The sequence below is a fragment of the Nocardioides sp. J54 genome (genome assembly GCF_000519005.1).
GTDB lineage: Bacteria > Actinomycetota > Actinomycetes > Propionibacteriales > Nocardioidaceae > Nocardioides.
The window spans coordinates 14,256-29,156 of sequence record NZ_JAER01000020.1; the positions used below are offsets into that span (position 1 = coordinate 14,256).

The window sequence follows — 14,901 nt, forward strand, 5'->3', positions numbered from 1 at the left end:
CTCAGACCGTCCGCTCGACGCTCGCGCGGTAGGCCGCGACCACCTCGGCCGGGTCGCCGTCGGCGACGACCGCGCCGCCCTCGACGAGCAGCGCGCGGTCGCAGCGCAGGGCGAGGTCGAGGTCGTGGGTCGCCAGCACCAGCTGCTGGTCCAGGCCGAGCAAGAGGTCGCTGATCCGGCGCGCGTTGCGCAGGTCGAGCAGGGTGGTCGGCTCGTCGGCGACCAGGACCGCCGGGGCGGTGGCGAGCACGCCGGCGAGCGCGAGCAGCTGGCGCTGCCCGCCGGACAGCGTGTGCACGCTGCGGTCGGCGAGCTCCTCGAGCCCGTAGGACGCCAGCACCGCCAGCGCCGCCGCGGTGCGCTCCTGCTTGTCCCTGACGCGGTGGCGCAGCGAGAGTGCAACGTCCTCCACGACCGTGGGCATGACCAGCTGGGCAGTCGGGTCGGTGAAGACGAAGCCGACCTTGCGTCGTACCTGCCGGCCCTTGCGGGCCACGTCGAGGCCGTCGACCACGACCCGCCCCGACGTCGGCTCGACCAGGCCGTTGACCAGCCGGGCGAGGGTGGACTTGCCGGAGCCGTTGGGGCCGATCAGCGCGACCCGTCGCTCGGTCAGGTCGAGCGTGGTCTCCTGCAGGACGGTGACCTCGGGGACCGGTCCGCCGGGGGTGGCGGCCCGGACGACGACCTGCTCGAGCTGGATCCGGCTCACGCGGGCTCGACGGCGAGCTCGTTGCCCTCGGGCCGACGTGCCCGGCGGGCGACCAGGTCCGGGAAGGCGCGGTGCACCGAGGTGGCGACGAGGGCCATCACGACGTTCTTGAGGATGTCGCCGGGGAAGTAGGCGGTGTCGTAGACGAACGCCTCCTTGAGGCTGAGGTCCGCGCGCCAGGCGAGGTTGAGCGGGCCGAGCGTGTGGATGAACAGGAAGCTGCTGAGCAGGCCGCAGGTGAAGACGAGGGTGAACTCCGTCGCCCGCTCCCGGTTGCGGTGCACGAGGTAGCCGCACAGCGCGGCCGCCAGCGGGAACGCGACGAGGTAGCCGGCGGTGACGCCGCTGTAGTGCGCCGCACCGGAGGCCCCGCCGGAGTAGATCGGCAGCACCAGGCCCGCGACGAGGTAGAGCACGACGGCGAGGAAGCCGCGGACCGGGCCGAGCACGGCGCCGGCGAGCAGCACGCCGAGGGTCTGCAGCGAGTAGGGCACGCCCACGCCGGTCTTGATGTCCGGGAGGATCGCGCACACGGCGATCAGGGCGGCGAAGCCGGCGACGAGCGCGACGTCGGTGGTGGGGGTACGACGGGTCATGGCCACTCTCCGGGGTGCGGCGGCTCGGTGGCCGCGCCTACTGAACGGTGTTCAGGTTACGTTGACGGCAGAATCGGGTCAAACCGGAGGAGGGAGCCAGGTGCGCTACCGCAGGCAGGACGTGGTCGAGCGGGCGATCGGCATGCTCGACGAGCGGGGCATCGACGGCCTCACCATGCGCAAGCTGGCCGCCGACCTCGGGGTGCAGCCCGGTGCGCTCTACCACCACTTCGCGGGCAAGGACGCGCTGCTGCAGGCCGTCGCCGACGAGATCCTGCGCCGCGGCCGGCGGCCGGCCGAGATCGTGGCCTGGGACGCCGAGCTGCACCTGGCCTGCCTGGCGCTGCGTGACGCGATGCGCCGCCACCGCGACGGCGCCGCCCTCATCGCGCAGGTGCACCGCGCCGACGCCGAGCCGCTGGAGCGGCCGCTGCGCTCCGCCCTCGAGCGCGCCGGCGCCGACGAGGACCTCGCCCGCGTCGGTGCCCGCGCCCTGCTGCGCCACGTGCTCGCCCACGAGGACGCCACCGACGCCGACTTCGCGCTCGGCCTGGGCCTGGTGCTCGACGGGCTGCGGCAGCGGCTCGACCACCCGCCCGGTCACCCGTCCTGACCCGTCGTCGCGAAGGTGATGCCTCGCGGCATCCTGGCCAGCCGGTCCATCGGTGCGTTGCCGCAGGTGCAATTCTGCTGGACGACGACGCGCTGGCCGTCGACGTCGAGGATCCACCAGCGCCCGAGCGACATCGGAGGGAGCGCCACGGTGGTTGCGTTGGTCCCCGGCATCCGCACGTCGCCCTTGCACCTCGGCGCCGGCCTCAGCTGGATCGCCAGGTAGGTGCCGCTGGCCCCGCCGATGCGTACCGGCTGCGGTTCGGAGGCGTAGTACGCCGTCTGCTCCCGCATCGCGTCGACGAGGTCGTCGACGGTCGGTCCGACCGGGACGACCGGGCCGGTGCCGCAGCGGTCCCGGGGGACGCCGTACCCAGGACCGGCCAGCTCCGTCTTGAGGATGACGGGGCCGTTGGCGAGGAAGAGGCCGTCGTCGTGGGCGTAGGTGTCGTCGGGCACCCTGACGTCGAGGGCAAGGGTGTCCCCGAGCGCGATGCGGTACCGACCACACCACCTCGCGCTGACCGGGGTCGAGCTGGCCCAGGGCCGTCACCAGGGCGACGTGCTCGGGGCCGACGTCGTCCGACGGCTCAGGCGGCCGGGCCTCGGCCTGGTGGCGGCGCACGACGCCGCGGTGCCGCCACCCGCGGTGAAGGCGGTGGAGCGCCACCGTCCGGATCCAGGCCTCGGGGTTCTGCACCGCCTCGAGGGTGCGGCGCTTGCGCAGGGCCGTGATGAAGGCCTCCTGCACGGCGTCCTCCGCGTCAGCGAGGTCGCCGCAGATCGCGAACATCTGGACGACCAGCCGACGGTACGACGCGGCGTAGAGCCCCGCGAGGTCGCGCACCTCGTCCCGGTCGTCCACCAGCACCACCGCCATCCCGATCAACCGTCCCGCATCAGGAGCCGGCTGTGAAGGTGATGCTGGTTGCGACGCCGAGGTTTCGAGCGGACATGGGGGCCTCCTCGTGGGTGGTGGAGGACGCCGAGCCGTCCCTGACGAGATGACGAGGTCCGACGCGCCCCGCGGGTTCCCACCGCACCCGGGACTCTTTTCCAGGACGCGCCGGTCCGGCAGGGTTGTTGTCCCTGAAACATCCGGGAGGCAATGTGGACGACATGGCATCGAAGAAGCAGAAGCCCGTGACCGTGGTCCTGTTCGGCGCGACGGGGGACCTGGCGCGGCGCAAGCTGCTCCCCGGCATGCTCCACCTCTTCGAGAGCGGCCTGCTCCCGGAGCTGCAGATCATCGGAACCTCGCTCGACGACCACACGACCGAGTCCTTCGTGCAGTTCGTGCACGAGGCGGTCATGGAGTTCTCCGGCGACGACGGCGACATGGCGGCGTGGCCGGAGTTCTCGAAGCTGCTGCACTGGGCGCCGGGCGGCGAGGGCGCCTCGGGACTGCGGGCCGCTGTCGAGAAGGCGGAGTCGGAGTGGGACGGCGACCGGGTGCGCCTGCACTATCTGAGCGTGCCGCCGAAGGCGGCGCTGTCGGTGGTGAAGACGCTCGACGAGGCCGACCTCGCTGCCGGCGCCCGGATCATCATGGAGAAGCCGTTCGGCGTCGACCTGGCCTCCGCGAAGGCGCTCAACCACGAGCTGCACAAGACCTTCGACGAGTCGCAGATCTACCGGATCGACCACTTCCTCGGGAAGGAGGCCGCGCAGAACATCCTCGCCTTCCGGTTCGCTAACGGCCTCTTCGAGCCGATCTGGCACCGCAACAACATCGACCACGTCCAGATCGACGTGCCCGAGGAGCTCGGCCTCGAGCAGCGTGCGGACTTCTACGAGTCGACCGGCGCCTACAAGGACATGGTGGTCACCCACCTCTTCCAGGTGCTCGCCTTCACCGCGATGGAGCCGCCCACGTCGCTCGCGCCGGACGCGATCAACGAGGAGAAGAACAAGGTCTTCCGCTCGATGGTGCCGATCGACCCGGCCAACGTCGTGCGCGGGCAGTACCAGGGCTACCGCGACATCGAGGGCGTCGCTCCGGAGTCGGAGACCGAGACCTTCATCGCGCTCAAGTGCTTCATCGACAACTGGCGCTGGGCGGGTGTGCCGTTCTACCTGCGCACCGGCAAGCGGATGGCCGAGGGGGCGCGGATCATCTCGATCGCGTTCAAGGAGCCGCCGCGCTCGATGTTCCCCAAGAACTCCGGCGTCGGCGACCACGGCCCCGACCACCTCACCTTCGACCTGGCCGACAAGGCGAAGATGTCGCTGTCCTTCTACGGCAAGCGGCCGGGGCCGGGGATGAAGCTCGACAAGCTGTCGATGCAGTTCTCGATGACGGACACGTCGTGGGCGGGCTCGGTGCTGGAGGCCTACGAGCGGCTCATCTACGACGCCGCGCGTGGCGACCAGACGCTGTTCACCTCGGCCGAGGGCATCGAGCGGCTGTGGGAGGTCTCCCAGCCGCTGCTCGAGAACCCGCCTATCGTGCGCCCCTACCGCCAGGGCAGCTGGGGGCCGAACCAGATCCACCAGCTGGTCGCGCCCTACGCGTGGCGGCTGCCCTTCGAGCGGCAGTGGCGCAACCCGAACGCGCTGGGCGGCTGACCGGGACCGTGCGGCCGGTCAGTCGATGACGCCGGCCTCGCGGGCGAGCCGCACTGCGTGGACGCGGTTGGTCGCGTGCAGCTTGCGCATCGCGTTCTTGAGGTAGGACTTCACGGTGCTCTCGACCAGGCCGAGGGACTCGGCGACCTGGCGGTTGCTCTGGCCGAGCGCCACCTGCGCGAGCACGTCGACCTCCCGCGCGGCCAGGCCGGTCGGCACCGGCTTGCGGGCGGCGGGCGTGCGCTCGGGGCTGCGGCCCCGCTCGACGCGGTGGCGCACCTCCTCGAGGCGGGCGCGGAGCGCGTCGTTCTCGACGAGGCTGGCCAGGTCGGCGAGCTCGTCGGAGATGTCGCGCAGGTCGGCGCGGGTCAGCTGTACCTGCGGGGGAGCCGGGGCGGCCGGTGCGGCGCCGAGCCGGCCGAGGGCCAGCAGGCGGCGGCGTACCTCGTCGTCGACCGCGATCTCCCGCTCGATCTTGCGGACCAGTGGCAGGAAGGCGTCGTACCAGACGTCACCGAGGACGACCTGGGTGCGATGGGCGAGGTAGACGACCATCCGCGGCGCCCGCTCGACCATGATCGGCAGCGCCGTCACCGTCTCGAGCTGCTCGGCGCGGACCGGGCCGTCGTACTGGTGGGTGATGCCGCGGGCGTCGTAGTAGTTGGTGACCGAGACCGGGCGGCCGATCATCAGCGCCTTGCCGCCGAGGCCGTAGCCGCTGCGGACCCGCAGGCCCTGCAGCGACCGGGTGTTCGCGCCGGAGAGGCCGGTGATGTCGAGCGCGGCGCCCGCGTTGACGACCGGACCACCGAAGGCGACGTCGCTGCGACCGACCGCCCGGAAGTCCGCGAGAGCGCGCAGGAGCCGGCTGCCGTCGTACGGCGCCTCCTGGATGACCTCGGTTGCCATGCCCTCCACGGTAGGTGAGCACAGTCACACCGGCAATTCCCTCGCGGGCCCCTACCCCCCTTCGGGGGTGGGGTGTGTCCCACCCCACCTTCGGGGGGCCCGTGACCCCTGTGGCCCGGCTCACACTCCTCGCCACGTCCGACCAGAGGAGTGATCCATGACCGATCGTTCGACCCCACCGGCTCCGGCCACCCCGATGCGCCGCGTCGCCTTCGCGAGCTGCGCCGGGACCACCATCGAGTTCTACGACTTCTTCATCTACGGCACCGCTGCCGCGCTCGTGTTCCCGACGGTGTTCTTCCCGGCCCTCGGCGACTCGGCGGCGAGCGTCGCCTCGTTCGCGACCTTCGCCGTCGCGTTCATCGCCCGACCGGTGGGCGCGATCGGGTTCGGCCACTTCGGTGACAAGCTCGGCCGCAAGCGCACCCTGATCAGCACGCTGCTCCTCATGGGCGCCGCGACCGTCGCGATCGGCCTGCTGCCGAGCGCAGCCAGCATCGGTGTCGCGGCCCCGATCCTGCTGGTGACCCTGCGCTTCCTCCAGGGTCTTGCCGTCGGTGGCGAGTGGGCCGGCGCGACCCTGCTTGCCGCGGAGTACGCCCCGCCCAACAAGCGCGGCCTCTACGCCGCCTTCCCGCAGCTCGGGCCTGCGATCGCCTTCGCCCTGTCCAGCGGCACCTTCCTCCTCGTGAACCGCCTCGTCGGCGAGACCAGCCCGGCGTTCGTCGAGTGGGGCTGGCGCGTCCCGTTCGTGGCCAGCGCGCTGCTCGTCCTCATCGGCCTCTACGTGCGGCTGAAGGTCGAGGAGACCCCGATGTTCCGCGAGAAGAAGCAGACCCGCGCCAGCACGCAGGGCCCGCTCACCGCGGCGCTGAAGAACCAGTGGAAGGAGATCCTCCTCGGCGGTGGCTCCCTGGCCATGCTGTTCGCGTTCTTCTACATCGGCACGGCCTTCCTGACGTCGTACGGCACCACGGCCATCGGCCTGTCCCGCGCCACCGTGCTCACCATGGGCGTCGTCGGCGCCGTCGTCTTCGGCATCATGATCACGCTCTCGGCCGTCTACAGCGACCGCTTCGGCCGCCGCAAGGTCGTCCTCGCGTCCTGCCTCGTCGCGATCCCGTGGGGCTTCGCGCTCTTCCCGATCCTGGACATCGGCACCCCGGTGGCCTTCGCGGCCGGCCTCTTCGGCACCCTGGCGATCTTCGCGGTCTCCTACGGCCCGGCCGGCGCGATGCTGCCGGAGATGTTCCGCACCGAGTACCGCTACACCGGTGCCGGCATGGCCTACAACCTCGCCGGCGTCATCGGCGGCGGTACGGCGCCGTACCTGGCCTCCGACTTCGTCGAGGCCGGCAACACCGGCGCCGTGGGCTGGATGCTCGCCGCGTTCGGCGCGCTCAGCGTGGTCTGCGTCCTGCTGATGGCCGAGACCCGGCACCGGGTCATGGACGACTCGGCTGCTCAGGACGCGCCGGCCGGCACCCCGGTCGCCGCGAACGTGTAGTCCTCCAGCGGGAAGCGCACCGCCTCGCGGTGCGCCGACAGCGTGGACGTCGGCCGCAGCAGCACTGCCTCACCGTGCTGGTTGAAGTAGTAGCTGCGGGCGGTCGAGCAGCTGCCGGCGTTGAAGACGGAGTTGCCGAGGAGGCCGGTCATCCGGTCGAGGAAGGCGGCATTGGCCTCCTCGGTGACCTCCACGACGTCGGCACCACGCTGGGCCATCGCGGTCAGCAGGCGCGCCAGGTGCGCCATCTGGGTCTCGATGGTCGTGAAGTAGGACAGCCCGGAGTAGGAGTAGGGGCTGTTGAGGCAGAAGAAGTTCGGGAAACCCGGGACCGAGATGCCCTCGTAGGCCTGGAACCGGGTCTCCCGCCACCAGCGGCCCAGGTCGCGGCCCTCGCGGCCGACGACCTGGATCGCCGGGAAGTTCGTCTCCCACAGGCTGAAGCCGGTCGCCAGGACGAGGACGTCGAGGTCCACCCGGCGCCCGTCCACCGTGACGATCCCGTCGGCGTCGACGTGGTCGATCGTCGCGGTCTCCAGGTCGACGTGCGGCCGGGTGAACGTGGGGTAGTAGGTGTTGCTGAACGTCGGCCGCTTGCAGCCGAAGTCGTAGTCGGGCGTCAACCTCGCCCGCAGCTCCGGGTCCTTCACCTGCCGGCGCAGGTGCGCCTCGCAGACCCGCTTGCCGAGCTGGTTGGCCGCCGGCAGGTCGCGGAAGTGCAGGACGCCGGCGACCATCATCACCTCGAGCAGCGAGGTGCCCGCCAGCCGTGCGGCCTTCTGGGTCAGCGGCAGCCGCGCGAACGCCGCCCGGACCAGGCCGGGCACCGGGCCGTCGAGCTTGGGGCTGACGTAGATCGGGGTGCGCTGGTAGACGGTGAGGTGGTCCGCCACCTCCGCCAGCTCCGGGACCAGCTGGACCGCGGTCGCGCCGGTGCCGATCACGCCGATCCGCCTGCCCTCGAGGTCGACGTCGTCGTCCCAGCGGGTGGTGTGCATGACGGTGCCGGCGAAGTCCTCGATGCCGTCGATGTCCGGCAGCCGCGGCTGCGACAGGAAGCCGGTCGCAGTCAGCAGGAACCGTCCGACCACGGTCTCGCCACCCTCGACGGCCACGTGCCACGTCGACGTCTCCTCGTCCCAGCGCGCACCGGTGACGACCGTGCGGAAGCGCATGCGGCGGCGCAGGTCGTACTTCTCGGCGACGTGCACCGCGTAGGCCTTGAGCTCCGCACCGGGCGCGAACAGCCGCGACCAGTGCGGGTTCGGCTCGAAGGAGTAGGAGTACGTCGCACTCGGGATGTCGACCGCGAGCCCGGGGTAGCGGTTGACGTGCCACGTGCCGCCGAGGTCGTCCTCGCGCTCGAGGATCACCAGGTCGTCGTACCCGAGGCGCTGGAGCTGGATCGCGGCCCCCATGCCGCCGAAGCCGGCGCCGACGATGACGGCGTCGTGGACTTTGTTCCCCATGCCGGGACGGTACCCGAGGGCTCGGCCCCGGGGCTGCCGTCAGTGAGGGGCCGTCAGCTGGCGGCCTCGGGCTCGTCGAGCAGGCCCAGCGACCGCAGGGCGCCCGGGAGCTCGGCACGCGAGGTGATGTCGAGCTTCCGGTAGGCGTGGGTGAGGTGGTACTCCACGGTGGAGATCGTGAGGTGGAGCCGGGCGGCGATCTGCGGTTGCTGTGGCCGAGTGCCGCGAGGGCAGCGGTGCGGCGCTCGGAACGGCTGAGCGCCCCGTCCCGGCTCGACCGGGCAGCCTTGCGCGTCCGCACGTCCATCGAGCGCAGGACCCGGCGGACCTGGTCCGCGAGCGGGTCGGCGCCACAGGTGACGGCGAGCCGGTGGGCGTCCTTCAGCTCCTCGACCGCACGCCCGGTGGCGCCGGCGCGGTGCAGGCCCGCTCCCCAGCGGTAGGCGGCCTGGGCACGCGCCAGCAGGGCGTCCGACGTCGCCGCGACGGCGACCGCCTCCTCGATGAGGTCCAGCTCGTCCGGAGCACCCGGCTCGAAGCTCGCGCGGCAGAGCAACGCGGCGGCCAGCGACCGCGGTGCTCCCGCGCGACGGGCCAGCGTCAGCTCCTGGTCCGCGAGCCCGAGCGCCTCGTCCTGTCGCCCGAGGCGGTGGGCCGCTGCGGCGGCCGGGAGCCGCCAGGGCATGAGGGCGTAGTCGGCGATGCCGTAGTGGGAGAGCCGGTCCCGCGCGGCGTAGGCGTCGGCCAGCGCCTGCTCGTCGTCGCCCTCGGCCAGGGCGAGGAGCGACCGGTGGTGCACGACGATGCCGAAGGTGTAGCCGTCCGGGTCGGTCCGCTCGCCCAGCTGGATCGCCCGGCGGGCTCCTTCGAGGTCGCCGCGCAACCGCCGGGCGCTGGCGAGGATCCCGGCACTCCACGGGAAGGTCGCCGGGACCGCGGACTGGGTCAGCTCGACGGCGCGGGCGCACTCGCGCTCGGCCTGCTCGAGGGCGCCCCGCTCCAGGGACACGATGGCCGAGGAAAAGGCTGCGGTCCCGAGGGCGTGGATCGACCGCCGGGCCTCGGCCGCCGGACGCGCCCGGGTGGCGATGTCGCCGGCGAGGTCGAGGCAGTCCACCGCCACCAGTGCGAGGGTCGCCCAGATCGGAGCGAGGCCGAAGCGCGGGATCCCGTCGAGTGGTCCGTCCGACACCGCGGTCTCGATCAGGCGCCGTACGTCGGCGCGGCGCCCCCGCATGCCGGCGAGCATGTTGGCGACCTGGACCGCCAGCCCGGGGCTGGGCGGCATCTCGCCGGCGAAGTACTTCTGCGCGAGCCTGGACGCCAGATCCTCCGTCTCGCTCCTGATCGCCGTGTCGATGGTCCCGGAGCCGTAGCCCCCGGTGGCGATGTACTCGGCGAGCAGGTCGAGGGAGAGCGGGTCGTCGTCCGGGACGAGCTGCCAGGCCTGGCGGGCGACCCGGGCTGCTGCGGCGTGGTGCTCGTTCATGAACTGCAGTCGGGTGAGGTCCCGCATCAGCTGGATCCGCTCGCGCGGGTCCGACACGAGGGGGAGGGCCTGCTGCAACCGGTCGCGCGCGGCGGGGTCGCCGGCTGCCGCCTCGGCGCGCGCCAGCTCGAGCACCACGGCCGGGTCGTCGTCGCCGGGCACCTCGAGCAGCGCCCGGCGCAGGAGCGGCACGGCGCCGTCCGGTCCTCCGGCGCCCATCGCGGCCGCCGCGGCGCGGCGCAGGACCGCCACCACCTCCGCGTCCCCGCGGGGTGGCACCGCCAGCAGGTGCGCCGCCACCCGCTCGTCGGGAGCGCCGCGCGAGCGCAGCAGCGCCGCGGCGTCGCTGTGCAGCTGTGTGCGCAGCACGGGCGTCATGTCGCGCTCCACGGCCGAGGCGACGAGCTGGTGCCGGAACGCCAGGGTCTCCCCGTCAGCGAGGAGGCCTTCGTCCACGAGCGTCATCACCACCTCCACGGCGTCGCCCGGCGGCAGGCCGGCGAGCGACGCGACGTCGTCGAGGAGGGCGTCCGGGCCGAGGACGGCGACGGCGTGGGCGAGCCGCCCCGCCGGCTTCCCGAGGCGGCTCAACCGGGCCGCCACCGACCGCAGCACGGCGTCGGGGACGAGCTCCCTGACCCGGTCGATCGTGCCTGCCGCGTCGGCCGGGAGGCCCTCGGAGCGCAGCGCCGCCAGCAGCTCGCCCACCATGAACGGGTTGCCGCCGGTGATGTCGCGGCACGCCGTGGTGAGCTCCTCCGACGTGCTCCCGAGGTGCGAGCGCACCAGCTGGCCGACCGCCTGGGCAGTCAGCGGTGGCGGCTCGACCACCCGCGCACGAGGATCCGCCGCCAGCCAGCTGATCAGGTCCCCGTTGCGGTCGTTGGAGTCGAGCCGGTGCGCCAGGGCGATGACCACGCCCACGTCCTCGAGCCCGAGGGCGAGGCGGGCGAGCGCGCGCAGGCTGGCACGGTCGCAGGACTGGATGTCGTCCACCGCCAGCAGCACGCCGCGGGGGTGCTCGGCCGACAGGTGGTCCACGAGCCACGCGATGCCCTCGACCACGGCCGCCGGCGACTCCTCGCCCGAGGCGGCGCGCGAGGCATCCGGGGAGAAGAGCGAGCGGCACGGTGCAGCAGGTCCGGCGAGCAGGCTCGCGCGGGCCTCCGGGTCGGACGAGTTGACCAGGCGGCCGAACAGCTGCCGCGCCGTACCGAACGCGAAGTCCTGCTCGAAGTCCGCCCCGCGCGCTGACAGGACCAGCATGCCGCGGCTCCGGCCAGCCTCCCGGGCGGCATGCAGCAGGGCGGTCTTCCCGACACCGGCGGGACCGCGCAGCAGCACGATGCCGCCGGCACCGTCGCCCGCGGAGTCGAGACGCGCGTCGATGGCCGCGGACTCCGTGGTGCGCTCGAGCAGGCCCACGAGATCCCCGGAGCGTCCCACGCGGGCACCCTAGTCGCGCTCGACCTCCAGCGTCCGGGAAACCGAAGAAGTGGCCGGGGTCCCTGTCAACCCCGGAATCAGCTGGATGACCCCGGATCCGGTGTCAGCGTGGCCAGTGGCCCGCGCCGGGACCGTCAGGCGGCCCAGTCGAGGAGCAGCCGGGTGCCGTGGATCTCCATGGGCGTGGGTGTCTGCTCGCCCCGGGTGGGGGTGATGCGTCGTGTGCCGGTCGGGTCGACCAGGTAGTGGGCCCCGTGGGGATCGCGCCAGATCGTGATCCCGGGGAAGGGTTGTCGGGCTTGCCAGCCGGCGTGGGTCTTGATGCGGTGGTGGGTGCGGGTGAGTGGGGCGAGGTTGTCGCTGCTGGTGGGCCCGCCTTCGCTGTGGGGTTCCTGGTGATCGATGTCGACGTTGCGCGAGGTGTTGACGGCGTAGGGGAAGACGTCGGCGGGGTGGATGAGGTGGACCATCTCGCGCAGGCGTCGGGGGATCTCGTAGGCGTCGACGGCCATGGTCTGGTTGAGGTCGATGACCGGCAGGACCTGCACCTTGCCGGCGACGTGGGCGATGGTCTTGCGCACCCATGCGGTGGTGACGGGGCCGTGGCCCTCGAACCTGGCGATGGGGGAGTCGGGGGTGAGGTGGAGGTAGATCTTCACCTTGGGTTTCACCGGTCCGACGGAGAGGTCGGGGTGGGTGTCGGGGTTGACGAGGTGGGCGAACGCGGCGAGCTTGCGCTCGACCTTGCTGACGTCCGGGAGGGTCTCCTCCAGGCTCGTGGCGACGGCGTTCAACGCGGTGTCGGCGGCGAGGATGACGGTGGCGTGGTCGCGGATGGTGAGGGTGGCGATGCCGTGGCGATTGACGCGGGACATGCGGACGAAGCGGTCCTTCTCGGCGGCTTCTTCCTTCGCCCTGGCGAGCTCGGGGGCGGCGGCGGTGATCTTGGGCTCGACGAGGGTCTCGAACCGGGTCCAGGGCAGCCGGCCGTCGGCGACCTCGTGGACTTCGTGGTCGACCCAGGCTGCTTCGTCGCTGGTGAGGTCGCGGGTGGCCTCGGCGACGTGGCGTGCGTGGCGGACGCGGACGGTGCCGGCGTCGATGCCGGCCTGCAGCTTGGGGAGTCGGTGGTGCAGGTCGACGGCGTCGGCGATGAGTCGTTTGGCACCGAGGGGGCTGGTCTGGATGCGGGCGCCGAAGGTGGCGGCGGCGTACTCGGTGATCCTGGGTGTGCCCTCGGCCCCGGCGGGCCTGGCGCGGTCGCGGCCGCGCTTGTCGTGGACCGGGAGGGTGTCGGGGTTGTGCAGGACGGCCCACTGGTAGGCGGCGCGGAGGATGTCGCGCTCGGCCTGCTGGCGCACCGCGTGCTGGTCCTCGACGAAGTCGAGGACCTGGTTGGCGGTCATCTCCGCCACCGCCCGATCGGTGACCATGACCCCACCCAACACCAGGGGTCCGACACAAACGTCCGCAGAAGACCTGCGACGAAAGCGCCTGTGGACGAGGCAGGCTGGCTGGTGATCATCGTTGTCGGCTCGCCCCAACCCGCGCCCGCGCCGTGACGCCGACGTGCTCGGCTCACCGGACGTTCTCGCTCGCGGTCCAGCCCTGGTCGATGGCCAGGCGTTCGGTGACACGGAGCACGGTGGCCACCGCCGGACTCGCGGACAGCTCCTCGTCGCTGTAGGTGATGAACCACGGGACAGTCCGGGCCGGTTCAAGCGGCTTCCACACCAGGCCGTCGAGGTAGTCCCGACCCACGGACTCCAGGGTCAGCAGCACGCTCTGCTGGTCGTGCAGGATGTCGCCGCCCGTGCTCAGGCCGAAGATCACCTCCCTGGTCCACGTCGGACCCAGGTCGTGCTCCGCGAGGTAGCGGAGGACCCAGTCGTTCCAGGAGCTCATCTCCTCGTCCACCGACAAGATCGGGAAGAGGGAGAGGTCCGCTGCCGTCACGCAGGGCGCTTCGGCGAGCGGATGCCGACTGCCCACCAGCGCACCGACACGTTCCTCCCTCACGTAGATGCTGCTGAGCCCCGGTCGGCGGAACCTGCCGCCGATGGCGAGGTGCAGGTCCCCGGCGAGAAGCTGCCGTGCCACGTCCGCACGCGGAAGGGTGGTCTGGTGGATCGCGACCTGCGGCACGTTCGCCCGGGCGGCCGCGAGGATGCGACGAGGAGTGAGCAGCGAAGGCTCGCTGACGTGGATGCGGAGGACGCCGGGCAGGCCTGCTGTGACCCTCGTCCTCTCCACTGCCCGGCGGACGTCACCCAGAATCGACTCCGCGGCCTTGGCCAGGACCTCTCCGGCCGGGGTCGGTGCCACTCGCCGGCTCGTGCGCTCGAAGAGGCGGGCGCCCAGACGTCGCTCCATCCGCTGGAGGGACTGGCTGAGGGCGGGCTGCGCCTGTGGAGACGCTGTGCCGCTCGCGAGATGCTCCGCTCCTCCGCGATGGCGAGGACGTACTCGAGGTCGCGCAACGACAGATCCATAACATCGAGATGCTAGATCGCCACTGCCTTTGGTGTTGGCGGTCTGGAGCAGTCCGACCAGAGACTGGTTCCCCGAGTCAAGGAGGAATCATGCGAGTCGGACTCACGCTCGAGATGAAGGCGTCGCCACACCGCACCCAGTCCTGGACGGAGCTGTGGGAGGACTGCCTGTGGACCTTCGAACAGGCCGAGCAGCTCGGCTTCGACTCGCTCCTGGTCCAGGAGCACTTCTTCAGCGAGGACGGTTATGCACCCTCCATCCCGATCTTCCTGACCGAGCTGATCCACCGGACGTCGACGGCGCGGATCGGCTCGTACATCTACGTGGCGCCGTTGCACCACCCGCTCGCGCTCGCCCAGGAGACGGCGGTCCTCGACCAGCTGTCGGGCGGCCGCCTCGACGTGGGGATCGGAAGCGGCCACCGGGTCGCTGAGTACGTCGCGTTCGGGTTGAACCCCCGCACGCGCCCCTCCCGCATGGAGGAGGCCATCGAGCTGCTCAAGAAGGGCTGGACCGGCGAGCCGGTGGAGCACGAGGGCAAGTACTTCACCATCCCCGGCCTCCGGGTCCAGCCGACCCCGCTGCAGCAGCCGCACCCGCCCCTGTGGGTCGCGGCCACCACGCCGGCCGCGGCTGCCCGGGCGGGTCGGCACGGAGCCAACCTGGCGGGTGCCTCGGTGGACCCGGCCGTGCACGCGGCCTACCACGAGGCGCTCGCCGCTGCCGGGCACGAGCCCGGCTCCACGAGGGTCTCGAACCCCTGGAGCATCACGGTCACCGACGAGGACCCCGAGAAGGTCTGGGCCCGCAACCAGTACCTGTACTTCGACCGCTGGGACTACTACCGCAAGATCCGTTCGGAGTTCGGCGACCCGGACCTCGACTACGGGCTCGAGCCGGCGGCCGACGCCTACCGTGCCAACGAGCTCATCGGCGACGCCGACACCGTGCTGGCCGTGCTGGAGCCGTTCGTCAAGGACCTCGGGCTCACCGACCTCGTGCTGTTCGGTCCCCACCCCGGCATGGACCTGCGGGGCGAGGGAATGGAGAACCTCCAGCGCTTCGCCGAGCAGGTGCTCCCCACCCTGAAGTCGTGGTGA

Annotated in this window: 12 protein-coding genes and 2 pseudogenes; 4 read left to right on the top strand and 10 right to left on the bottom strand. The window is 71.9% G+C overall.

Going from position 1 to position 14,901, the window contains the following annotated elements; translation table 11 throughout:
* Position 1: 1 nt before the first annotated feature.
* Positions 2 to 712, bottom strand: a complete 711-nt coding sequence (locus NOCJ54_RS25785; RefSeq protein WP_036517968.1) for an energy-coupling factor ABC transporter ATP-binding protein — start codon at positions 710 to 712, stop codon at positions 2 to 4.
* Positions 709 to 1,308, bottom strand: coding sequence for a biotin transporter BioY (locus NOCJ54_RS25790; RefSeq protein ID WP_051485835.1), 600 nt, complete (start codon positions 1,306 to 1,308; stop codon positions 709 to 711). The genes NOCJ54_RS25785 and NOCJ54_RS25790 overlap by 4 nt, the downstream gene beginning before the upstream one ends.
* Before the next feature lie 100 nt (positions 1,309 to 1,408).
* On the opposite strand from NOCJ54_RS25790, the gene NOCJ54_RS0113495 reads away from it, so the two are divergent.
* Complete coding sequence (locus NOCJ54_RS0113495) at positions 1,409 to 1,921, top strand: TetR family transcriptional regulator (protein WP_028655910.1); 513 nt, start codon at positions 1,409 to 1,411, stop codon at positions 1,919 to 1,921.
* Here the strand turns inward: NOCJ54_RS0113495 and NOCJ54_RS0113500 are convergent.
* Both NOCJ54_RS0113500 and NOCJ54_RS30595 read right to left on the bottom strand, forming a co-directional pair.
* On the bottom strand, positions 1,909 to 2,379 hold the full coding sequence (locus tag NOCJ54_RS0113500) for a hypothetical protein (protein WP_028655911.1): 471 nt from the start codon (positions 2,377 to 2,379) through the stop codon (positions 1,909 to 1,911). The genes NOCJ54_RS0113495 and NOCJ54_RS0113500 overlap by 13 nt on opposite strands.
* 232 nt (positions 2,380 to 2,611) lie before the next feature.
* A pseudogene (locus NOCJ54_RS30595) lies at positions 2,612 to 3,046 on the bottom strand (RNA polymerase sigma factor); the annotation flags it as partial.
* Between NOCJ54_RS30595 and zwf the strand changes: the two are divergent.
* On the top strand, positions 3,040 to 4,488 hold the full coding sequence (zwf, locus tag NOCJ54_RS0113515) for a glucose-6-phosphate dehydrogenase (protein ID WP_028655913.1): 1,449 nt from the start codon (positions 3,040 to 3,042) through the stop codon (positions 4,486 to 4,488). The pseudogene NOCJ54_RS30595 and the gene zwf overlap by 7 nt on opposite strands.
* A gap of 18 nt (positions 4,489 to 4,506) precedes the next feature.
* Here the strand turns inward: zwf and NOCJ54_RS0113520 are convergent, their stop codons facing one another.
* Positions 4,507 to 5,397, bottom strand: a complete 891-nt coding sequence (locus tag NOCJ54_RS0113520; RefSeq protein WP_028655914.1) for a helix-turn-helix transcriptional regulator — start codon at positions 5,395 to 5,397, stop codon at positions 4,507 to 4,509.
* Positions 5,398 to 5,554: 157 nt separating this feature from the next.
* Here NOCJ54_RS0113520 and NOCJ54_RS25795 point away from each other — a divergent pair, with 157 nt between their 5' ends.
* Complete coding sequence (locus NOCJ54_RS25795; protein ID WP_051485836.1) at positions 5,555 to 6,904, top strand: MFS transporter; 1,350 nt, start codon at positions 5,555 to 5,557, stop codon at positions 6,902 to 6,904.
* On the opposite strand, the gene NOCJ54_RS0113530 is transcribed toward NOCJ54_RS25795, so the two are convergent.
* The 5 genes and pseudogenes from NOCJ54_RS0113530 to NOCJ54_RS30335 all read right to left on the bottom strand — a co-directional run bounded on the left by NOCJ54_RS0113530 (position 6,862) and on the right by NOCJ54_RS30335 (position 13,861).
* Positions 6,862 to 8,373, bottom strand: a complete 1,512-nt coding sequence (locus NOCJ54_RS0113530; protein ID WP_028655915.1) for a flavin-containing monooxygenase — start codon at positions 8,371 to 8,373, stop codon at positions 6,862 to 6,864. The two genes, NOCJ54_RS25795 and NOCJ54_RS0113530, sit on opposite strands and share 43 nt — an antisense overlap.
* A gap of 53 nt (positions 8,374 to 8,426) precedes the next feature.
* Positions 8,427 to 9,341, bottom strand: coding sequence for a helix-turn-helix domain-containing protein (locus tag NOCJ54_RS30720; RefSeq protein WP_442937338.1), 915 nt, complete (start codon positions 9,339 to 9,341; stop codon positions 8,427 to 8,429).
* A 1,505-nt stretch (positions 9,342 to 10,846) separates the two neighbouring features.
* A pseudogene (locus NOCJ54_RS30725) lies at positions 10,847 to 11,308 on the bottom strand (ATP-binding protein); the annotation flags it as partial.
* A gap of 134 nt (positions 11,309 to 11,442) precedes the next feature.
* Entirely contained in the window at positions 11,443 to 12,741 is a 1,299-nt protein-coding gene (locus NOCJ54_RS0113545) for an HNH endonuclease signature motif containing protein (RefSeq protein WP_028655917.1), read from the bottom strand.
* A 145-nt stretch (positions 12,742 to 12,886) separates the two neighbouring features.
* A complete protein-coding gene (locus tag NOCJ54_RS30335; protein ID WP_332248994.1) occupies positions 12,887 to 13,861 on the bottom strand; it encodes a LysR family transcriptional regulator in 975 nt (324 codons plus the stop codon).
* A 29-nt stretch (positions 13,862 to 13,890) separates the two neighbouring features.
* Between NOCJ54_RS30335 and NOCJ54_RS0113555 the strand changes: the two genes are divergently transcribed.
* The gene (locus NOCJ54_RS0113555; protein ID WP_028655919.1) at positions 13,891 to 14,901 is read left to right on the top strand and encodes an LLM class flavin-dependent oxidoreductase; all 1,011 of its coding nucleotides are present in this window, start codon (positions 13,891 to 13,893) and stop codon (positions 14,899 to 14,901) included.

Coding starts and splice junctions, on each gene's coding strand:
- NOCJ54_RS0113555 (WP_028655919.1), top strand. CDS start 13,891: ATGCGAGTCGGACTCACGCTCGAGATGAAGGCGTCGCCACACCGCACC.
- NOCJ54_RS25795 (WP_051485836.1), top strand. CDS start 5,555: ATGACCGATCGTTCGACCCCACCGGCTCCGGCCACCCCGATGCGCCGC.
- NOCJ54_RS0113545 (WP_028655917.1), bottom strand. CDS start 12,741: ATGGTCACCGATCGGGCGGTGGCGGAGATGACCGCCAACCAGGTCCTC.
- NOCJ54_RS25790 (WP_051485835.1), bottom strand. CDS start 1,308: ATGACCCGTCGTACCCCCACCACCGACGTCGCGCTCGTCGCCGGCTTC.
- NOCJ54_RS0113520 (WP_028655914.1), bottom strand. CDS start 5,397: ATGGCAACCGAGGTCATCCAGGAGGCGCCGTACGACGGCAGCCGGCTC.
- NOCJ54_RS0113530 (WP_028655915.1), bottom strand. CDS start 8,373: ATGGGGAACAAAGTCCACGACGCCGTCATCGTCGGCGCCGGCTTCGGC.
- zwf (WP_028655913.1), top strand. CDS start 3,040: ATGGCATCGAAGAAGCAGAAGCCCGTGACCGTGGTCCTGTTCGGCGCG.